This window comes from Sphingomonas hankookensis (assembly GCF_022664465.1).
Lineage (GTDB): Bacteria > Pseudomonadota > Alphaproteobacteria > Sphingomonadales > Sphingomonadaceae > Sphingomonas > Sphingomonas hankookensis.
In genome coordinates this window covers 781,185-802,240 of the sequence record NZ_JAKREV010000002.1, presented here as the reverse complement: position 1 = coordinate 802,240, position 21,056 = coordinate 781,185, and the positions used below count along the sequence as shown (strand labels likewise).

The window sequence follows — 21,056 nt, the reverse complement described above, 5'->3', positions numbered from 1 at the left end:
CTCGAACAACAGCAGGGGCCATTCGGTGGATGATTTCGAAACACCGCTCGATCCGGAACCGCGTACGCGCCTGCGACGGCTGAACATCAACCTGCTCTATGCGCTGGATGCGCTCCTCAGTTCGCAATCGCTGACCGCCGCCGCGCATTCGATCGCGCTCAGCCAGCCGGCGATGAGCGCGAAGCTGCGCCAGCTGCGTGACCATTTCGGCGACGAGCTGATCCTGTATGGCGATCGCCGGCGGCTGACGGCGCTGGGCGAGGCGCTGTCTCCGCGGGTCGGGCGGGTGCTGCGCGAGGTCGACGACACGTTCCGCCTGACGCTGGATTTCGATCCGGCGACGGCGCGCCAGACGATCACGATCGCCGCGCCGGAGATCGTCGAGTTGCCGTTCTTCAGCCGCCTGATTCCCGGTCTGCATGACGCGGCACCGGGCATCACCATCCGCGCCGCGCCGTTCGTACCCGGCTCTGTCCGCCGGATGTTCGATGCCGGCGTCGACGTCGCGATCGTTCCCGAAGGCATGGTCGATCCGGCGCTGAATGCGCTCCCGATCCACGACCATCGCTTGACCGGCATGGTGTGCAGACATCACCCGCTGGCCGGGCGCGACGTGTCGGCGGAAGCGTATCTGGCGGCGCGCCATGCGGCGGTTGACGATCATATCGAATCGGCGATGTTCGGCCGCTTCGATGCGATGCATCCGATCGCCCGGCGCAACGTCGTCGTGCGCACCGGCCTGCATTCGATGCTGCCGATGCTCGCGATGCAGACCGACCTGATCGTCACGACCAGCAACTGGTTCGCGCAGCACTGCGCCGCCTATCTTCCGGTCGCGCTGTGCAGCCCGATGTTCGCGGTGCCGTCGTCGCAGCTGGTCGTTCAGTGGCAGCCCTATCGCGCCGAAGAGCCGATGATCCGCTGGCTGATCGACCAGATGGTCCTTGCGCGCAACGGCATCGGGGCGCCATCCAAAAACCGGATGGCAGCATCGAATATTACAATTTGATGCACCGATATGTAAGGATCAGTCTTCAACAACGATCGAAACGGACCATCCCTTGCGGCTTTGCTAGTGACGGAAACGGTTTCGATCGACGCAGGACGAATAGCCGACACGCCCGGTCAAGGGCGGCGGCGGTCGATCGCTTCGCCCGGCCAGGGGGAAGTTCCAGCAAGACTATGGGGTATCGCGCATCGCGTGATCCCGCCCGCGGCCGATGGGCCGTGGGCCGGGACGGCGCAACGTTGCCGAGAAGGGGGAGATATTATGTCACGTCGTCATGCCATCACGCATGTTCATGTTGCCGCCGTCGCACTCGTTCCGATGCTGGCGTGCATCGCACCGGTGCCGGCCTTTGCCCAAAGCGCGCCGATCACCTTGCCCACAATGGAGCTCGGCCGCGCGCTGCAGATGATCCAGGCACAGAGCGGAACCCAGGTGGAGGTCGATCCCGATGCGGTCCGGCACCTGACCTCCGCACCGGTCCGCAACGCCCGGACCGCCGCCGATGCGGTGCAGCAGGCGACGCGCGGCAAGGCGGTGGAGGTCACCGTCCGCAGCGACGGCAGCATCCTCGTCGAAAACGGCATCGTCGTCGTCGCCCGCCGCGACGAGGCGGAGACGAGCATCCTGGTCCGGGGCGACACCAGTTCGACCCGCACCGGCGAATCGCTGCGCGACCAGCCGCGCAATACGCAGGTGATCTCGTCCAAACTGCTGGCCGAACAGCAGGCGCAGACCCTGCCCGACGCGTTGCGCAACGCAGGCGGCGTCACCGTCAACAGCGCGACGGTTCAGGGCGGCGTCGGATACACTGTGCGCGGGTTCACCTCGGGCGGGGCGGTCAACGGTGCGCCGGCACCGTCCAGCAGCCTGTTCGCGGCGGGCAGCACCCAGTCGGTCGCCAATGTCGAGCGTCTGGAGGTGCTGAAGGGTCCCGACGCGATCCTGCTGGGCGGCGACAGTCTGGGCGGCACGGTCAACATCGTGACCAAGAAGCCCAGCGCGGAGGAGCGGTTGTACGTGTCGGCCGAAGCCGGATCGTTCGGCGCGGGCCGGATCACGGTCGACGCCAATCGCGCGATCACGTCGGACCAGCGCGTCAGTGCCCGCATCATCGCGACCGCCGCCGATTCCGACCGCAATTTCGGCGGATATCGCGGCAACGAGGATTATCTGCTGGCGCCGTCAATCCGGTTCAAGAACGCGCAGACCGACATCACCGCCAGCCTGACCGCGACCAACCAGATCTTCGGCATGATCCCGTACACGCTGTACGACACGACCGCGAAGCGTCCGATCGCGATCCCGTTCGGCACGCCGTTCATCGGCGACAAGGATCAATATTCGCAGATCACCGGCACGATCTACGACATTCAGGCCAAGCAGCAATTCGGGAACTGGCTGATCGTCGCGGCGCATTATCAGCATCAGGATTCGTCGCTGCTGCTGCGGCAATATTCGCCGTTCGTGCTGCTTGCACCCGAGACGCTGCTCCTGTCGCGGACCGGCGTCAGCCAGCAGAGCAACAACGACGTCGTCGACGGCTATGTCCGGGCGGCCTTCAGCACCGGAGCGTTCGAACACAAGATCATCGTCGGCGGCATGTATTCCAGCTTCGACATCACGCAGGACGACGCCGTCTCGAACGGTGGCTTCCTGCTGTATAATTACGTGACGAAGTCGCCGGCGCTGCCGGTGCGGCCGGCGGCATACCGGGCCAACAACGCCGGCGTAGGCACGCAGACGTCCTTTTACGGTCAGTATCTGCTGAAATTCTGGCGGCTGGCGCTGATGGCGAGCGCGCGGCGCACGGCGTCGGATTTCAGCGGCACACAGCGCAACCAGCCGACGATGACGTACAAGTCGGACGGACAGACGACGCCGAGCTATGGTGCGGTCTTTACCGTTACCGACGACCTGTCGCTATACGGAACGCTCGGCTACGGCTTTATCCCCAGTTTCCAATATGATGCCAACAATGTCCTGTTGCCCGACACTGACACGCGGAACGCCGAAGCCGGCATCAAATGGGACCTGTTCAACAAGCGGGTGCTGATCAACGCATCCTATTTCGACCTGTACCAGAGCAATTTGAAGGATGCCGACCGGACGACGCCCGGGGCCTACATCAACCTACCGGGCCAGACGGCCAAGGGGATCGACCTGGGCATCCAGGGTGAACCGCTGCGCGGCTGGACGATCAGCGGCAATTTCACGCGGACCAACTACAAGCTGTCGGTCCCCGGCACCTTCACCGACGGAACGACGGTGACGTTGCAGCCGCGCGATCAGTACAGCCTCTACACCTCCTACCGGCACAAGGTGGCGGATCAGGTGAGCGCGGGTGCAGGCATCGGCACCTATGGCCGCTCCAGCATCGCGATCGATTCGCTGAACCTGTATCGGCTGGAGGGTACGAACCAGGTCGATCTCAACGCCTTCCTGACGGTCGGCAAGTTCGACCTGAATTTCGGTATCCGCAACCTGTTCGACCGGGTGAACTACAACCCGACATCGACCACGACCTATGTTCCGATCGGCGAACCGCGGATCTGGCGTCTGACCGCCGGCTACCGGTTCCGCTGAGCCGGGCGACGACGAACACGAGGACCAAAGGATGCTGCCCCCACCGATCCCGTCCGGAGAGTCCCGTCGCGAGACGGGCCTCGCCCCGCCCCAGCCGGCGGGGGAGCGGTGGCGGCATGCCTTTGGCCTGATCCGCGATTACTGGACCTCGAAGGACTGGAAGTTCGCCTGGGCCGCGCTGATCGCGCTCATCGCCTTCCAGTTCGGGCTTGGCTACATGATGCTGGGCGTCAATCGCTGGCAGCAGACCTTTTACGAAAGCGTCGAACAGCGCGAAGTGGCGCGGTTCGTGCCGCTCGTGATGACGTTCGTCGGCCTGCTTGCCGTGCAGATCCTCTGGATCGCGGTGGAGCCGGTGGTGACCCAGTTCCTCAGCCTGCGCTGGCGAACCTACCTGACCGAGAAATATCTCGACCGCTGGATGGCGCGGCACCGCTATGTCGAGATCGAGCGCGTCCGCGTCATCGACAACCCCGATCAGCGTATCGCCGAAGATGTCAGGCTGGTGACCGACGTCGGCATCGGATTGCTGTCGATCATTCTGGGCGCATTAGGTGCGGTCGTGCAGACGGTCCTGATGATCGGCGTGCTGCTGGAAACGGCGCCGCCGATCGCGTTCACCGCCTTTGGCCGCGCGATCTCGATCCCCGGCAGCACTGTGTGGTACGCGGTCGGCTATACGCTGGCGATGAGCGTGGTGATGGTCCTGCTGGGCAAGCCGTTCATCCGTGCGACGATGCGGTATCAGCACCGTGAGGCGGATTTCCGCGCCGGACTGATCCATGTCCGGCGGAATGCCGCGCAGATCGGACTGGCCAATGCTGTCCCGACCGAACGCGCATCGCTGGGCATCGCGTTCGACAACGTCCGCCGCAGCTTCCGCTCGGTCGTGCTCACCAATGTCGGGCTCAGAACCGCCAACGGGCTGTACGACCGGCTGGGATCGATCATCCCGCTGTTCCTGCTGGTGCCGAGTTATTTTGCGCGATCGATCAGCTTCGGTCAGGTGATGGGGGGCGTGAACGCCTTTACCCAGCTGACGCCGCAGATCGGGTATTTCGTCCAACTCTATCCCCGGATTGCGCAGCAGGTCGCCTATCTCAACCGCCTGAAGGCGCTGGACGATGCCATCGATCATGAACGGGTGGCGGGGATCGAGGTGTCCGGGGGTGCGGCGGCGGGGGTCGCGCTGGCGACCTCGGCGCTCACACTCCGGCGTCCGCATGGCGAACCGCTGGTCGTGATCGGCGACTGGCAGGTGCGCCGCGGCGAACGCTGGGTCATTCGCGGCCCGTCGGGCGCCGGCAAGAGCACGTTGCTGCTGGCGCTGGGTGGCCTGTGGCGCGACGGTGAGGGCGGTGTGGCGCTGGCCGACCGGTCGACGACCATGTTCGTGCCGCAGCGCCTGTACCTGCCGCTCGGCACGTTGAAGGCAGCCATATGCTTCCCCGACGCGCCGGAGGATCACGACGATGCGACGATCGCCGCGTTGCTGGAGGATGCGCATCTCGGGCATCTGCTGGTCGACCTGCATGCCTTGCGGCTGTGGCAGGAGGAACTGTCGCCTGGCGAGCAGCAGCGCATCGCGCTGGCCCGCATCCTGCTGCAAAAACCTTCATTGCTGATCCTTGACGAAGCCACCAGCGCGCTCGATCCCGCCAATACCGAGCATTTCCATCGGATGCTCGCTGCGCATCTGCCGTTCGTGACGCTGGTCAGCGTCGTCCATGAAGAACGGCTGCATCGTTATCACGACCATGCGCTGGTGATTGCGGACGGCCGCGCGACCGGCGGACCGATCGAGGCGCTCGCATGACCCGGATGTTGTCCACCGATGTCGACCGGTTGCAGGACGTCGGCGCGCAGGCGGTTGCCATCGCGCGATCGATCGGCGCCGACCATGCCGTCGCCTCGGTCCGTGCGAATGCCGGGGTGCGCGTCACGGCACGCGGCGGCGAGGTCGACACCGCGCTGCGTGACGCGGGACAGGGGCTGACGCTGACGCTGTATCGTGGCGCCCGTGCCGGCACCGCGACCACGGCGGCGTTCGATCCCGCAGCGATGGCCCAGGCGGCGCAGGAAGCGCTGGCGATCGCCGATCTGATGGGTACCGATCCCGACGGTTTGCCACCGGCACTCGCGGACATGGCGCTCGATACCCCGTTGCCGCCGATCGACGCGCCATCGGGGCGCGATCCGTCGGCCCTGCGTGCGATGGCGCTGGAGGGCGACGCGCTGCTCGCTGCCACGATCGTGCCCGGGGCCACGATCGAAACGCTGGTCGCGGGCGTCGCGTCGAGCGAGGGTGCCGAAGCGCTGGTCACCAGTGCGGGCTTTTCGCGGGGGGAGCGCTATTCGTCCCATCACGCATGGCTGGTGGCGATGGCGCGCGACGGCGGAGGGGCGGTCAACGACAGCGTCGAAAGCAACGACCGCCGGTTCGATCGGCTCGATCCGATGGCGGCACTCGCCCGGCGGGTGGTGGCGCGCGTCGCGGGCCAACTCGGTGCGCGTTCGATCCCTAGTCAACGCAGCCCGGTATTGTTCGAGGCGCGGGCTGTCGGCGCGCTGATCGGCGATCTGGTCGGCGCGCTGTCAGGCAATCCGCAGCAGCGCGGCGCGACGTTCCTGCCCGATGCGTTGGGACGACAGGTCGCCGCATCGCATCTGAACCTGTGGGAGGACCCGTTCGAACCCTATGGCTTGCGCAGCGGCGGATATGATCGCGAAGGCATCGCCGGGCGGCGGCGTTGGGTGTTGAACGGTGGCGAAGCAGAGGGACTGTTCCTCGGCACGCGATCGGCGCGACGGCTGGGCATGACGTCGACCGGCAACGCCGGCGGGCCGTGGAACCTGCAATTGACCAGCCAGACGCCGGGCGGATCGTTCGATGCGCTCTGCCGGCAGATGGGCCGGGGGCTGATCGTTCACCGCATGACCGGCGGCGCGACCGATCCGGTCACCGGCAACTGGACCTATGCGGTCAGCGGCAGCTGGGTCGAAGACGGCATGCGGGTCCATGCCGTCACCGACGTCACCGTCGGCGGCAATCTGCGCGACATGCTGATGGGGATCGTGGCGGTCGGCAACGATGTCGAGCGGAGCGGTGTGGTCCTGACCGGATCGATCCTGATCGACGACCTGCAGATTGGAGGCGCGGCATGACCGCCGGCATGCAACCCGCCATGGCGTCCTATGATGGCGCCGTCGCGCGAACGCTGACCCCGGCGGGGCTCGATCCCGCCGACCTGTCGCGGACGCTGGGGGCGCTGGCCGCGCCGGGCATCGACCTTGCCGACCTGTTCTTCGAGGCGAAGCGGACGCGTGTCTTTCGGCTGGAGGATGGCCGCATCGCCGGTGGATCGTTCCAGATCGCGCAGGGGGTCGGCGCACGCGCGGCACGCGGCGGACAGGTCGCCTTCGCCCATTCGGCCGATATGGGGGCGGACGCGCTCGCGACGCTGGCGGAGGCGGTGCGCGCGCTCGATGGTGGCGTGGGCGGTACAGTGGCTGTGCCGATCACCGGCGCGCCACCGCGGCATGACCTGTATCCGCCGATCGACCTTAACCTGCCCGGCAGCAGCGTGCCGTGGATCGCGCTGCTCGACCGGATCGATGCGAAGGCGCGCGCCGCCGATCCGCGCGTCATGCGGGTCGAAGCGGTGCTGCGCGTCGTCGATCAGGCGGTACTGGTCGCCGATCTCGACGGGCGGATCGCGGGCGATGTCCGGCCGATGATGCAGCTGTTCGTTACGATCGTCGCCGAAGCCGGTGGCCGCCGCGCCACGGGGCAGGCGGGGCTGGGTGGCCGGCACGGTGCCGGGGAGGTCGACGATGCGCGGTTGGCTGCATTGGTCGCGCAGGCGGTCGACATGGCGTGCATCAACCTCGACGCGCGGCCGGCGCCCACCGGGCCGATGCCCGTCGTGCTCGGTCCCGGCTATTGCGGGGTGTTGTTCCACGAAGCCATTGGGCACGGACTGGAGGGCGATCACCATCGCAAGAACCAGTCGGCCTTTACCGGGCGGATCGGCGAACGCATCGCGGCGAAGGGCGTGACCGTCGTCGACGACGGGTCGCTGCCCGAACGGATCGGATCGTTCGGCATCGATGACGAGGGCGTGGCGGGTGCATGCACGCCGCTGATCGAGGACGGTATCCTGACCGGGCTGTTGCAGGACCGGTTGAACGCTGGGCTGATGAACGCCCGCCCGACCGGCAACGGTCGCCGCCAATCCTATGCCCATCTGCCGATGCCGCGCATGACCAACACCTTTCTGCTCAACGGCAAGCATGCGCCGGGGGATGTCGTCGCGTCGGTCAAGGACGGTATCTACGCCACCGCATTCGGCGGCGGGCGGGTCGATATCGTCAGCGGCCGGTTCAATTTCACCACGACCCAGGCGTGGCGGATCGAGAACGGGCGGATCACCGCGCCGGTCGAAGGCGCGACGCTGATCGGCGTCGGGCACGAAGCGCTCAAGCATATCTCGATGGTCGGCAACGACCTGGCGATCGACGAGGGCGTTGCGAGTTGCAGCAAGCAGGGCCAGCACCTCGACGTCGGCGTCGGCCAGCCCACCATCCGCATCGACGAAATCATGGTCGGCGGCGCCGCCTGACCGCATTCCTCCTGACAAAGGGCTTATCCGTGACCTCTTCCATCCTCTCGATCGATGGCAATTCGCTCGATCCGATCGATGCCGCCGCGGGCGACCGGCTGCAACTGCTGGTGTTCGGCGCGACATGGTGTGGACCGTGCAAGGCGATGGCCCCGGCGATCGACGACGTCGCCGACAGCTATGCCGGGCGGGTCGCCGTGGCGAAGATTGATATCGAAGCATCGTCCGCGCTGGCCGACAGCTTCGGGGTGCGCGGCGTGCCGACGCTGGTGCTGCGGCATGGCGGGCAGGAGGTCGATCGCCATGTCGGCATGCTGACCCGGACCCGACTGTCGCTGTTGCTCGACGATACGCTCGCGCGGGGACAGGCGCTGGCATGAGCAGCGACACGGTATCGCCCGCCATCGCGAACCTGCGCAGCACGCTCGGGGTCGTGCCGACCGACCCCGCGCTGGCCGGGGCCGACGACGCCACGCGGCTGCTGTGCTGGATGCTGGCAGCAACGCGACCATGGCCGGCGGCGGCCAGTGACGTGATGGAGGCGCTGTTCACGGCACATCGTGACGGTGAGGGCGACGATGCGATCTGGAGCACGCTGCGGCGCAGGGCGATCGACCTGTCCGAGCATGCGGATGCCGATGTCGGTCTCCACGGGCGGGTGGCGGAGGCGGCGGCATGGCCGCTGGCGACGGCACGCGCCGGGCTGGTCGAGCTGTTGCACGCGATCTGTGCGGTGCGCGCGCATCAGGCGTCGCTCGCCAATGGGTGGAGCGCGGCGGACGAAGCGGCCGCCCATACGATCTTGTCCGCCATTGCCGAAGGCGACGGCGTGACCAAGCCTGCGCGCGACGACATCCCCGCGCTGTTCCGCACCACCGATCCGGCGCTCGAACGGCGGTTCGCGTTCAACCTGCACACCGTCAACACCGCGTATCTCGGGTTCCAGCGCGAGGTCGCCGCATGGCTGGCTGGCGCGGCACGCTGACGAGGTAGGCCAGCGGCCGAACCGTCAGCCTCGCCGCACCGCCCCCTCGCGCAGGGTCAGCAGCACGGGGGCGACCGCCACCGCGACGACGGCGATCATCGCGCCGGGCACCATCACCCAGCCGGTCGCCTCCAGTAGCAGGTGCGATACCAGCGGGGTGAGGCCGCCGAAGATCGCCGTCGCCGCCGTCGCGCCGAGCGCCAGCCCGGTCAGCCGCCCTTCGCCCGGCAGCTGTTCGGCGGTCGCGACCGCGCCGACCGCGCTCACCGTACCGCCCAGCGCCGCCAGCACCAGCGCGCCGATCAGCGCGGCTGACCCTGCGCCCGCCATCCATGCGAACATTGTCATCGGCAGGATCGCGGCCCCGGCGCACGCGGTCAGCAGCACCGGCTTGCGCCCGACATGATCCGACAACAGCCCGACCAGCGGCGTTACTGCGATCACCATCACCGCCGCCGTGGTCGACAGCCATAACGCGGCGCCTTCGCCCATCGCACCGGTTCCGGTCAGGAACGACGGGACATAGACGATGCCGACATAATAGGTGATCGACCCCAGCGCCGATATGGCGAAGCCGCGCGCGATCGCGGTGCGGTGATGGGTGATCGCATGGACGAACGGGTTGGACGGGACCGATCCGATGGCCTGCTGCCGTTCGAATTCGGGCGATTCCTGCAAGGTCGACCGCGCGATGCCGATCGTCGCCGCGAGCGCCGCACCGACGAAGAACGGGATGCGCCAGCCCCATGCCTCCAGCTGCGCGGTCGGCATCAGGCTGACCGTCGCCGCCGAAATGCCGACCGCGAGTAGCCCGCCGACCTCGCTCGCCGCCGAGGCCGACGACGTCACCAGCCCGCGCCGCTCGGGCCGGGCGCCTTCGTAGAGATAGGCGACGACCCCGGTATATTCGCCGCCCACCGAGAACGCCATCACACAGCGAAGTGCCAGCAACAGCCACCCCGCCGCCGGCCCGATCGCCGCGCGGGTCGGTAGCAGTGCGATCCCCAGCATCGCCACCGTCATCAGCGCCATCGACCACAGCATCATCCGCCGCCGCCCGAACCGGTCGCCGACCTGCCCGAACACCAGCGCCCCAAGCGGCCGCATCAGGTACGACACCGCAAACCCGCCCAGCGTCGCCGCCAGCGACTCCGCACCCCCGCCGTAGAAGACACGCGACAACAGGGTCGCGAGGTAGAGATACAGGGTGAAGTCGTACCATTCGACCACGGTCGAAAAGGCGGCGATGGTCATCGACCCGCGCGAAATGCCGTGCTGCGTGCTGCCATCGTTCATCGCCATTCCCTTCGCAGGCGGTGGTGAACGGTTATCGGGTAAGCGGCAAGCGGGCTCTGCGTAGTCGTCAGGGTAACGGCTGCGCCCGCACCGGCAGGCTGTGCAGCACCGCGTACAGTCGTGCGTTGCTGTCGGCATTGTTGTCCGGTTCGCAGCCGAAATCGACCATCGCCCAGCGGTCAAGTTCCGGACCGGTCCAGTGGACATTTACGCCGCCTTGATCGGTGACGTAGTGTCCGGTGCAGGGCGTCCGCATCCGCTTCCACATGTCGCTCTCGGGAAAAGCGTCTTTGGATCGCCGCAGTGGTTCGAGGGTTGCCATCAGTTCGGTCAATTGCGGTGCGGTAAGGGCAAAGCGGCCTTCCCGTCTGGGCTCGGCTTCGCGGAACCAGCCTTTGCCCTGCGCATCGATCCGCACCTCCACGCCCGGCAGCCAAAGGTCGATCCGGTCGATCCTTGGCGGGGAAGGGGTGCAGGCGCTGGCAAATAACAGGATCGGCAACAGACGGCACATCGTTGAAGGATTACCGATCCGCACCGGTTCGGCAACCCAACGTCACCGCGGGTCAAGCCCGGGGCGACAGGGGCGCCGCCCTACAGTGCAGTGAACCGGAAATCGCGGAATTTAGCAGTACCGCTGCCCGCCGAATACAGCCCCGGCCGCAGCATCAGGAAGCCGCCGCGCACATTGTGGTGGTATCCCGATACCTCCATCCCACGGTCGAACCGTCGCCATGTCGCGCCGTCGTCGCCGCTGGTGTGGAAGGACACGATATGCCGGTCGTTGGTCACCCGCATCCGCATCCTTGCCCCATGCGGATTGGCCGGGCGCCCGCGTTCGATGCCATATTGATGCGTCACGAACCGGTCGGCATCGAAGCCCAGCCCGCAATAGAGCTGGTCGTCGTAGAACAGGATCAGCCCGGCGGTCCCGCCCGGCGCGATCTCGATATCGCATTCGAAGCGATAGCCGGTGTCACCCGCGATCAGCAGCAGCGGCGCACCGTCCGACGGCGCCTTGCCCTTCGCATCGAGCAACAGCGCGCCACCTTCGACCCGCGCACGCGCACGGTCCTGCGGCGTTGGGCGGAAGAAATTCCATTTGGTGCCGAGCGCCAGCTTCGCGAAATCGTCGGACAACGCCTGCCCGTGGCGCACCGCCTGCCCGCCCTTCGGCTTCGCGATCGGTTGCGACAGGTCGCCGCCGGTCATCCGGAACCAGCCATCGGGCGTCCATTCGACCGGATCGAGCAGCGCCTGCCGCCCGAGCGTCCAATAACCGTTCTCATAGCCGTGATAGACCGACCACCAACTGCCGTCCGGTCCCTCGATCAGCGTCGCATGGCCGCGCGACCACCATTTTTCGCTGAGCGAGGTGGTGCGGACGATCGGGTTCCCTGGATGATGCTCCCACGGGCCATGGATCGACCGCGACCGGGCGGCGATCACCATATGCCCGGTCGGCGGCCCCGCCGTGCCACCGACGGCGGTGACGAGGTAGAACCAGTCGCCGCGCCGTGTGACCTTCGGTCCCTCCGGGCTGAACCCCTCGACGTCCCAGGTGTCGGGGTAGCGCCACGGGTCGTAGACATGTTCGACCTTGCCCACCGTCTTCAGCCCGTCGTCGGACAGCCGGATGCGGTCGCCGCCCGACAGGAACAGCCAGCGCGACCCGTCTTCCCCCACGGCATGGCCCGGATCGATATGGTCGGGCAGCTTGAGGTCGATCGGTTCCGACCATGGCCCATCGATATGATCGGCCCAGATCACCCAGCTGGTCGTCGGGTTCTTGGTCGGGATATAGAGATAATAGCGGCCCTTGTGCTTGGTCAGCTCGGGCGCCCACACCGCGCCGATGTTCGTCGTCAGCGCGGCGGTACGCGGGGTCCAGTTCACCAGATCGCGCGAGTGCCAGATGACCAGCCCCGGATAGGAATCAAAGGTCGAGAAGGTCATGTAATAATCGCGACCATCCTTCAGGATCGTCGGATCGGGATGGTCGCCCGCCATCAACGGGTTGAGGAACCGCCCGTCGCCCAGATCGGCGACGCGCTGGTTGTCATACCCACGGCGCCACGCCGGGGCGGGAGAGGGTGCCGCCCCCGCGGCCGGGAGCGCGGCGAGGGCACCGCCCAGCGCGGCCCCCGCCATTACTCCCCGCCGCGAGAAGCCGCTCACATCTTCACCCGCGCGCCGACCAGCAGCGTGCGCCCGAAATGGTTGTTCTCGTAATTGCGGCGCACATCGACGTCGACGATGCGGCGGCGATAGGCGTCGGTCAGGTTCGTGCCCTCCAGCGACAGTTCGAGGAAATCGGTCAGCTTGTAGCGGATCGACGCGTCGACATTGGCGATCGAGTCATAGCCTTCAAAGATGTTGCCGGTGCCCGAGCCGCCATCGACATAGGGCCCGCGATACGCGACCGAGGTGCGCGCGCTGAACTTGGCATCCTCGTAATACAGCGTCGCGTTGAACTGCCGCTTCGACACATTGTACAGCGTCTCGTTGCGCGTCACCGTGGGCAGCGCGCCGCCGGGCACCGTTGCCGGCCCCTGCTGCGTGTAATCGGCGTTGGAGCGGACGAAGGTCGCGTTCACGATCCCGCCGAAGTTACGTAAGGAACCGGGCAGAAAGCGGAACGGTGCCTGCAACGCGACCTCGATCCCGTCGAGCGAGGCACCTTCGCCATTGGTCGTCGTTGCGATCGTCCAGATATCCTGCCCCTGCAGCGCCGGGTTCACCGCGGCGGGCGACGACGGCACGAGGACCGAGGGCGACAGGCCGGTTTCGGTGAAGGTGCCGCTGCGCGTGACCGATACCGGGAAGCTCGCAATATCCTTGCGGAACAGCGCGACCGAGAAGGCCGATTGCGGTGCGAAATACCATTCGGCAGCGAGGTCGTAATTCGTGGCGCGGAACGGTTCGAGGAACGGATTGCCGCTGGTCACGCGGAAGTTGAAGCCGTCGGCCGAACCGCCCGGCGTCAGGTTGCCGAGCGACGGGCGGGTAATGACCTTGGCGATCGCGCCGCGCACGATGATGTCGGGCGTGGGATACAGCGCGACGTTCATCGAGGGCAGCCAGTCCTCGTAATCGCGCTTCACCGTCACGTTCACGCCGCTATTGATGCCATAGGACGACTGATCGGTGCGGACGTAACGGATGCCGGCATTGGCGGCATATTCGAGGCCGAAGACCGTGCCCTTGGCATCGAATTGCAGGTAGCCGCCCTTCGTCTCTTCCACCACGCCGCGATTATTGCCGACGTCGAGCGCGAGGGGACGGTCGTAGAGGCCGGTGAACTGCGTCGCGGCGTCGAGATTGGGGATCAGCCACTGGGTCGTCGTGCCGGTCGGCACCTTCGCACCCTTCAGCGTGAACAGCTCGGACAGCGCCGGGGTCGCCTGGAAACCATAGACGGCGGTCGGACCGAACGCGGTGGTCGGCGAACAGGTGATCGTGCCGAGAACGAGATCGCGCCCGCCATTGCCGCACACCGCCGTGTCGCGGGTGAAGGCGGTGATGTCATAATCGTAGCGCCGCCACACGCCGCCGGCGCGCACCTTGAACCCTTCGGTCACGTCCCATTCGGTGCGTAGCTGCGCGGTCTTGAACTGGTTGACCACGTCCGAAGGCCGGTCGCGGATTTCGGCCAACTGGAAATTGGCCGGGTCGGTCACGCTGGTGCCGAACGACAGCAGCGGCGAATTCTTGTCGCTGTAGTCGTAGCGATAGCCCTGCGCATCGCGATCGTCGAACACCAAAGTCGTTTCAACGGGCACGCTCGCGTCCGACTTCGAATAGCCGCCCAGCAGGGTGAAGCGGAACGTATCGCTGACGTCCTGATCCCACGTCCCGCCGATCTGGTAGAATTCGGTCTGCGACTGGCGATAGAAATGCTCGGTGCGGACCCATGCGTCGTTCAGCGTCGCCGACACCATGTTGTTGTTCGAATCATAGGTCGGGTTGAGCACGTCGATCTGCCGCTCGTTCGACCGCAGCAGCACCTCGCCCCATTTCTCGCGCCGGTCGGCACGGAAGCGCGAATACAGGCCGTCGATCGACACCTTGGTCGCGTCGGTCGGGGCCCATTGCACGCTGCCGGTCAGGCCGAGGCGCTCGCGGTTGTGCGTCACCTCGCCATAGCGCGGGATACGCGGGTGGAACGACAGCGCCGCCTTGTCGCACGCCGCGCCGGGGATGTACGTGCCGCCGCGATTGGGGGCGGTCCAGCACCGCGTGCCGTCGACCGAATCGAACCGCGCCTGTGCCCAGCGCACGGTGTTGTTGCCGATCTCCTTGGTCTCGGTATCCTGATACGCCGCCGAGATCGATGCGCCTAGCGTCCCGTCGGGCGACTTCCACCCGATCAGTCCGGCGAAGCGCGGACCGACCGTCTTCGACAGGTCGTTATAGTTGGCGACCGCCGATCCGACGAAGGTGAAGCCCGACTTGCCCGCCAGCGGGTTGCCGGTGTTCAGGTCGACGACCGCGCCCAGCGACCCTTCGTCCAGATCGGCCGCGGCGGTCTTGTGCACCACGATCGAGCTGAACAGTTCGGAGGCGAAGACGTTGAAATCGAACGACCGGTCGCGGTTGGCGGAGGCGCCGTCGCTCGACGTGGTCACGGTTTCGAGGCCGTTCACGCGGACGCGGGTGAATTGCGATCCGAGGCCACGGACGGTGATCGCGCGGCCCTCGCCGCCGTCGCGCTGGATCGCGATGCCGGGAATACGCTGCAGCGACTCGGCGAGGTTCTGATCGGGGAATTTGGCGATATCCTCGGCAACGATCGCGTCGACCGCGCCGACCGCCTGCCGCTTCACGTTCAGCGCGGCGTTCAGCGATGCACGGAATCCGGTGACGATGATCTCGCCCTCGGCCTCTTCGGTCGCGGTGGGTTCGCTGGGCGTTGGCGTGACGTCCTGTGCCTGTGCGGCCCCGGCGACGGCGATGAACGACGTCGCGGCGAGCAGTGCGCGCATGCCGTGGCGGCGGTTGCGATACTTCATGGCAATCCCTCTCCCTGTCCGATGACACCGGGCGCATTTCCTGCGTCCGATCGGCCATCGCCTGTCAGGGGCACGGTTCCCGGTTCGGCCCGTACCTCCGTCGATCCTCCCCGAACCGCCAAGTGGCGGTCCAGGATTCCGGTCTTGCCGTTTTCGGCTTGAGAAACCGGTGTCAACGCGACATTGTGCCGTCGCGACGAAGCTGTCAAGAACCGCTCGGAGAGGAAATCGATATGACCCGAATGATTGCGCTCGCGCTATGCGGCGTGCTGCCCGCCGCGTTTTCCGGTACCGTCGCTGTGGCGCAGGGGACCGTTACGCCGGTCGCTGCCATCGCCTTTCCAGGGGCTCAGGGCTGGGCGGCGGTGACGCCCGGCGGGCGCGGTGGACGCATTCTGCGCGTGACGACGCTGGCGGCCGATGGTCCCGGATCGCTCAAGGCCGCGCTGGAGGCGAAGGGGCCGCGCATCGTCGTGTTCGAAGTGGGCGGGGTGATCGATCTCGGTCGCTCCACGCTGACCATCACCGAACCGTTCCTGACTATCGCCGGGCAGACCGCGCCGTCACCCGGCATCACCCTCATCCGCGGCGGCATCGACATCCGCGCGCACGACGTGATCGTCCGCCATTTGCGCGTCCGTCCCGGCCTCGACGGACAGCCCAAGCGGTCGGGGTGGGAGGTCGATGCGATGAACACCGTGTCGGCGCACAACGTCATCGTCGACCATTGCACGATGAGCTGGGCGCTCGACGAAAACCTTTCCGCCTCCGGTCCGCGCTTCACCGGCACCACCCCCTACGACTGGCGCCGCGGTACCAGCCATAACATCACCTTCAGCTACAATCTGCTCGCCGAAGGCCTTGCCGACGCCAGTCACCCGAAGGGCGAGCATAGCAAGGGCTCGCTGATCCACGACAATGCGACCGGCGTGCTGATCTGGCGCAACGTCTACGCCCATAATGTCGAACGCAGCCCGCTGCTGAAAGGTGGCGTGCAGGCGGCAGTGGTCAACAACCTGATCTACGATCCGGGTACGCGCGCGGTGCATTATAACCTGATGGCGCTCGAATGGGCGGGGCATGACTATCAGGAGGGCAAGCTGTCGGCGGTCGGCAACGTCATGCGCGGCGGGCCGTCGACCGATGACGGGCTGCCGTTCCTGATGCTCGGTGGCGATGGCGACCTGCGCTATCACGAGCGGGACAATGTCGCGGTCGACAAGCATGGCAATCCGCTGCCGATGTTCGGCCGCTACGGCGTGACCCGCGCCAAGCTGATCGAGGTGAAGACGCCGCCGGTCTGGCCGACTGGCTTGCCGGTGTTGCCGGCGCAGGATGTCGAGACGCATGTGCTGGCCAATGCCGGTGCCCGTCCGTGGGACCGCGACGCCGACGATATCCGCGTGCTGTTCTTCGTGGCGGAAGGGCGTGGAAAGATCATCGACGACGAACGCGAAGTGAGTGAATATCCGCATCCGGTGCCGACCGCGGCACCCTTTGTCGATGCGGAATGGGATCTGGTGACGATGGAGCCGAAATCGGGACGCTATCCGGGGCAGACGGGGCCGATCCAGGAATCGCTGTCGGCGCGCGACCGGGCGATGCGGCAGTGATCGGTCGATTGCTGACGGTCGCGGCGGCGCTGCTGTGCGCGACCTCGGCGCTGGCCGCGCCGCGCGTGCTGCTGTTCCACCGCGCGACCGGGTTCGTGCATGATTCGATTCCCGCCGCCGTCGTAGCGCTGACCAGTTTGGCGCGCGAACGCGGCATGGAGCCGGTGGCGAGCGACGATCCGGCGGTGTTCGATGCGCCGCTCGACTATGCGGCGATCGTGCTGGTGTCGACGACGACCGATCCGAAGAAGACGGAGAGCGAATGGTTCGTCGGGCCGCGGCGGGACGTGCTGCAACGCTATGTCGAGGGCGGCGGCGGGATGGTGGCGATCCATGCCGCCGCCGATTCGCACTATAGCTGGCCGTGGTATGCACGGATGATCGGCGGCCGCTTCGCCCAGCACCCGCCGGGAACCCCCGAAGCCGAAGTCACCCGGACCCAGCACCGCCACCCGGCGGTCAACGGGTTGCCCGAACGGTTTCGCATTGCCGACGAATGGTACGGCTTTCGCGACCTGTCGACCGATCTCGACCAGTTGCTCACCTTCGATCCGCAATCGATCGGGGCGAGTGACGTGAACCCGAAGCCGCTCGCCTGGGCGCATCGGGTCGGCAAGGGGCGGGTTTTCTATACCGGGCTGGGCCACGCCAAAGAGAATTGGGCCGATCCGCGCGTCCTGTCTCATGTCGGCGGGGCGCTCGACTGGGCGGCGGGCCGGGCCAAGGCGCCGGCGATGGTCGTGATCGACGAAGCCGCCACCCGCGTCCGCGAAGCGCCACCGCATGGGAACCTCGGCATGAGCACCGCATGGCGCATCACCGACCGCGTACCCGGACGTACGATGGAGTTCCGCCGCCGCACGCTCGACAGGGGCGCGGCGATCGGCGTCCACCGCATCGACCATGACGAGGTGTATCAGGTCGTGTCGGGCGAGGGTGAGGTGACCAGCGACGGCACGACCCGGCGGGTGGGCGCGGGAATGACCGTCTACCTCTATGCCGGGGCTGAAGTCGGGATCGCGCAGCGTGGGGTCAAGCCGCTGGCGTTGACGATCAGCTATCCGCTGGCGGTACCGGTGCGCTGAGGGGGCGATGTCCTGATCGTCACCCCGCGCTTGACCCGGGCTGACGGAAGAAGGTGGCCGTTTCGCAGGCTCACGTCCCCGGCTGGATATACGGAAACCGGGCAAACAGTTCGCGTTCCCAGCGGCGGGGGTCGTCGACCACCCGGCTGGTCGTGTCGAACACCATCGTCGCGCGGCCGGGCAGCGCGTGGCGCGGCCAGTCGCGGCCGGGATGGCCGTGGCGGGCGAGCGATACGAACGCCGCCATCATCCGCTGCGACAGGGCGCGGGCGGCGGGACCGGTGCCGCTCATCGATCCGGGGGCATCGAGCGTGCCGAACACCAGCGGAATGTCGTCGGTATGTGCCGCACCGCCGCCGGGGCGGAGCGGGGAGCTGTAGTCGAGCTGATAGACCCAGGCCGGCGCCCCGGCGGCGGCCCGGGCCTCCGCCTCGATCACCTGTCCCGGCCAGCTGCGCCCGGCGGTGGTCGCGCGGTAGAGGATGTCGGTCGGGGTCATCGTCGGGAAATGACCGCGATACTGCGCGACGACCCAGTCGGGCGGGGCGTCGACGCGCAGTTGCGGGGCGATCCGTGCGGCCAGATTGCTCCAGTCGAGCCCGGCCTGCGGCGCGATGAAGGCGCGGGTTTCCTCGCGGGTATTGCCCAGAATCAGCGGGATGGCGCGGCCCAGCGAATGCGCGTCGGGCCAGAAGGGGTGGCGCTCCAGCGAACGCATGTCGAGCACCGGCCCCATATAGACCCCGCCACCCAGGATCGGGTCCTCGGCGGACAGCGCGTCGATCAGGCGGGCGACGGGCAGCGTCGCGGCGTCGGCCGGGGTGGCTTTCAGGCGGGCGAGGAATGCCTCGGCGCGGCGGGTGGCGTTCAGGGGCCCCGACGCGGTGACCTGTTGCCCGCTCATGGTCGCGGCGGCGTGGAACAGACCCTTGGCCGCGGGCATCGCCATCAGGGTAGCGATCTTGGCCCCGCCGCCCGACTGGCCGAACAGCATCACCCGGCCGGGATCGCCGCCGAAGTTGGCGATGTTGTCGCGGACCCATGCCAGCGCGAGCAGTTGATCGCGTTGTCCAACATTGCCGCTGTCGGGAAAGCGCGGGTCGAGCCGGGCGAGGTAGAGATAGCCGAGGACGTTCAGCCGGTGGTTCACCGTCACCACCACGACGTCACCATCGGCGGCGAGGCGGTGGCCGTAGACCAGCGGATCGACGACCGTGCCGTTCATGTACGCGCCGCCGTGGAAATAGACCATCACCGGTCGTTTCGCGCCCACGCGGGCATCGGGGGTCCAGACGTTGAGGAACAGGCAATCCTCGCGCTGGTCGCCGATGTTGGCACGCTGCGGGCAGGACAGGGCGAAGGCGGTGGCGCGCTGTACGTCGCGGACCGGCGTGGGGGCGCCAACCGGTTGAAAACGCTGGGTCGTCGGGTCGATGCCGTAGCGGATGCCGCGAAAGACGTGGACGCCAGCTTCGGTCGTGCCCTGCCAGCGGCCGCCGGGGGCGGTGACCACGGGATCGCCGGCCGCGGCACGGGCAGGACGGATCATCGCCAGTGCGGCGGCGCCGGCGATCAGGTCGCGCCGGGCGATCGACGGGGTCATGGGTCCTCTCCCTTCCGGAACCGGTCGTTGCCGGCGGTGGCGTCGGGCCGCGCTCCCGTGAAAAAAGGCCCCAGCCTGCGCTGGGGCGACGGATTACGGCCGATCGTTTGGATGAAGGGTAATCGGTGTCATCTGCCGTGGCAAGTCAGGGCTGCGGTTTGCCGACCGAGGCGCGGCGGATCAGGGTCGAGACGAACATCGTCGGTTCGGCCGGTTCGGCATCGTCGTCCTCCTCCTCACCGATCAGCTTCAGCGCGGCGGCGCGCGCCATGGTGGCGATCGGCCAGCGGACGGTGGTGAGTGGTGGCCAGAGATGCGAGGCGATCGAGGTGTCGTCGAAGCCGACGATCGACAAATCCTCGGGCACGTCGAGCCCGCGCTGGCGCGCGATATGCAGCGCGCCGGCCGCCATTTCGTCGTTCGAGGAAAAGATCGCGGTCGGGCGCGGCGACAGGTCGAGCAGCCGTTCGGCGGCGCGCATCCCCGATTCGAAACGGTAATCGCCCTGCGCGATCCAGGTGCGTTGCACACCGAGCCCGGCGGCCTCCATCGCCTCCTCATAACCCTGTTGCCGTTCGAACGCCGAGCGGAAGCCGTGCGGGCCGGCGATCATGCAGATGCGGCGATGGCCGGCGGCGAGCAGATGCTCGATCGCGCCGCGCACCGCTTCGCGGTCGTTCGACGACACCATGTGCGCCGGATCATCGAACGCCGCCGATCCCATGCGGACATAGCGGCAGCCGATCTGTTCGCAGAGCGCGGCCAGCGCGTCGTTTTCCGAAATCGGCGGCAGCAGCATCACGCCGTACGGCCGCTGGCGTTCGAGGAAGCGGCGGATTTCATCGCGCATGTCGGGCGCGCCGCGATCGACCGGATGGACCAGCAGTTCGAATTCGGTGTCGCGCAACACCTCCAGCAATCCCTGCTGCACGCGCAACACCATCTGCGCATTGGGATTATCGTGGATCAGCGCGATGAGGAAGTTGCGGCGCAGTGCCAGCGCGCGCGCCTGTGGATTGGGGATGTATCCCAGCTCGGCGATGACCGCCTGAACCTTTTCGCGCGTCTCCTGATTGAGCAGCGGCGACTGGTTGATGACGCGGCTGACCGTCTTTTTGGACACGCCGGAAAGTCGCGCGACGTCGTTGATCGTCGGCTGGCCCGTTTTCTTCATGGAACCAGCGATAGCTTGGCCGATACGATCCGCCAATGTCCCCCATGACGATTTAGACGACTTGTACGTGACAC

At 67.0% G+C, this 21,056-nt stretch carries 15 protein-coding genes and 1 pseudogene; 10 read left to right on the top strand and 6 right to left on the bottom strand.

Annotated features, from left to right (window positions below; all coding sequences use genetic code 11):
- The first annotated feature begins 25 nt into the window (after positions 1-25).
- The 7 genes from MF610_RS09195 to MF610_RS09165 all read left to right on the top strand — a co-directional run bounded on the left by MF610_RS09195 (position 26) and on the right by MF610_RS09165 (position 9,199).
- Positions 26-1,009, top strand: a complete 984-nt coding sequence (locus MF610_RS09195; RefSeq protein ID WP_242195184.1) for a LysR family transcriptional regulator — start codon at positions 26-28, stop codon at positions 1,007-1,009.
- A 261-nt stretch (positions 1,010-1,270) separates the two neighbouring features.
- Positions 1,271-3,592 (top strand): TonB-dependent siderophore receptor, encoded by a 2,322-nt coding sequence (locus tag MF610_RS09190; protein ID WP_242195181.1) that lies wholly within the window; start codon positions 1,271-1,273, stop codon positions 3,590-3,592.
- 31 nt (positions 3,593-3,623) lie between these two features.
- Positions 3,624-5,408, top strand: a complete 1,785-nt coding sequence (locus tag MF610_RS09185) for an ABC transporter ATP-binding protein/permease (protein ID WP_242195178.1) — start codon at positions 3,624-3,626, stop codon at positions 5,406-5,408.
- Positions 5,405-6,757 (top strand): TldD/PmbA family protein, encoded by a 1,353-nt coding sequence (locus tag MF610_RS09180; RefSeq protein WP_242195175.1) that lies wholly within the window; start codon positions 5,405-5,407, stop codon positions 6,755-6,757. Before MF610_RS09185 ends, MF610_RS09180 begins: the two co-directional genes overlap by 4 nt.
- On the top strand, positions 6,754-8,214 hold the full coding sequence (locus tag MF610_RS09175; protein ID WP_242195173.1) for a metallopeptidase TldD-related protein: 1,461 nt from the start codon (positions 6,754-6,756) through the stop codon (positions 8,212-8,214). Before MF610_RS09180 ends, MF610_RS09175 begins: the two co-directional genes overlap by 4 nt.
- A 29-nt stretch (positions 8,215-8,243) precedes the next feature.
- Entirely contained in the window at positions 8,244-8,594 is a 351-nt protein-coding gene (locus tag MF610_RS09170; protein ID WP_242195170.1) for a thioredoxin family protein, read from the top strand.
- The gene (locus MF610_RS09165) at positions 8,591-9,199 is read left to right on the top strand and encodes a hypothetical protein (RefSeq protein WP_242195167.1); all 609 of its coding nucleotides are present in this window, start codon (positions 8,591-8,593) and stop codon (positions 9,197-9,199) included. Before MF610_RS09170 ends, MF610_RS09165 begins: the two co-directional genes overlap by 4 nt.
- A gap of 24 nt (positions 9,200-9,223) precedes the next feature.
- On the opposite strand, the gene MF610_RS09160 is transcribed toward MF610_RS09165, so the two are convergent.
- From MF610_RS09160 to MF610_RS09145, 4 genes are all read right to left on the bottom strand, one after another.
- On the bottom strand, positions 9,224-10,495 hold the full coding sequence (locus tag MF610_RS09160; protein ID WP_242195164.1) for an MFS transporter: 1,272 nt from the start codon (positions 10,493-10,495) through the stop codon (positions 9,224-9,226).
- Between the two features lie 67 nt (positions 10,496-10,562).
- Positions 10,563-10,997 (bottom strand): hypothetical protein, encoded by a 435-nt coding sequence (locus tag MF610_RS09155; RefSeq protein ID WP_242195161.1) that lies wholly within the window; start codon positions 10,995-10,997, stop codon positions 10,563-10,565.
- 92 nt (positions 10,998-11,089) lie between these two features.
- Positions 11,090-12,646 (bottom strand): family 43 glycosylhydrolase, encoded by a 1,557-nt coding sequence (locus MF610_RS09150; protein WP_242195158.1) that lies wholly within the window; start codon positions 12,644-12,646, stop codon positions 11,090-11,092.
- Between the two features lie 23 nt (positions 12,647-12,669).
- Positions 12,670-15,507, bottom strand: coding sequence for a TonB-dependent receptor (locus MF610_RS09145; RefSeq protein ID WP_242195155.1), 2,838 nt, complete (start codon positions 15,505-15,507; stop codon positions 12,670-12,672).
- Positions 15,508-15,749: 242 nt separating this feature from the next.
- On the opposite strand from MF610_RS09145, the gene MF610_RS09140 reads away from it, so the two are divergent.
- The 3 genes and pseudogenes from MF610_RS09140 to MF610_RS09130 all read left to right on the top strand — a co-directional run bounded on the left by MF610_RS09140 (position 15,750) and on the right by MF610_RS09130 (position 18,205).
- On the top strand, positions 15,750-17,120 hold the full coding sequence (locus MF610_RS09140; protein WP_380870968.1) for a pectate lyase family protein: 1,371 nt from the start codon (positions 15,750-15,752) through the stop codon (positions 17,118-17,120).
- Positions 17,018-17,818, top strand: a pseudogene (locus tag MF610_RS09135) (ThuA domain-containing protein); the annotation flags it as partial. The gene MF610_RS09140 and the pseudogene MF610_RS09135, both read left to right, overlap by 103 nt.
- Positions 17,819-17,854: 36 nt before the next feature.
- Positions 17,855-18,205, top strand: coding sequence for a cupin domain-containing protein (locus MF610_RS09130; RefSeq protein ID WP_242195345.1), 351 nt, complete (start codon positions 17,855-17,857; stop codon positions 18,203-18,205).
- Between the two features lie 70 nt (positions 18,206-18,275).
- Here the strand turns inward: MF610_RS09130 and MF610_RS09125 are convergent, their stop codons facing one another.
- Entirely contained in the window at positions 18,276-19,808 is a 1,533-nt protein-coding gene (locus tag MF610_RS09125) for a carboxylesterase/lipase family protein (RefSeq protein ID WP_242195152.1), read from the bottom strand.
- A gap of 145 nt (positions 19,809-19,953) precedes the next feature.
- A complete protein-coding gene (locus tag MF610_RS09120; RefSeq protein WP_242195150.1) occupies positions 19,954-20,982 on the bottom strand; it encodes a LacI family DNA-binding transcriptional regulator in 1,029 nt (342 codons plus the stop codon).
- Between the last annotated feature and the right edge of the window lie 74 nt (positions 20,983-21,056).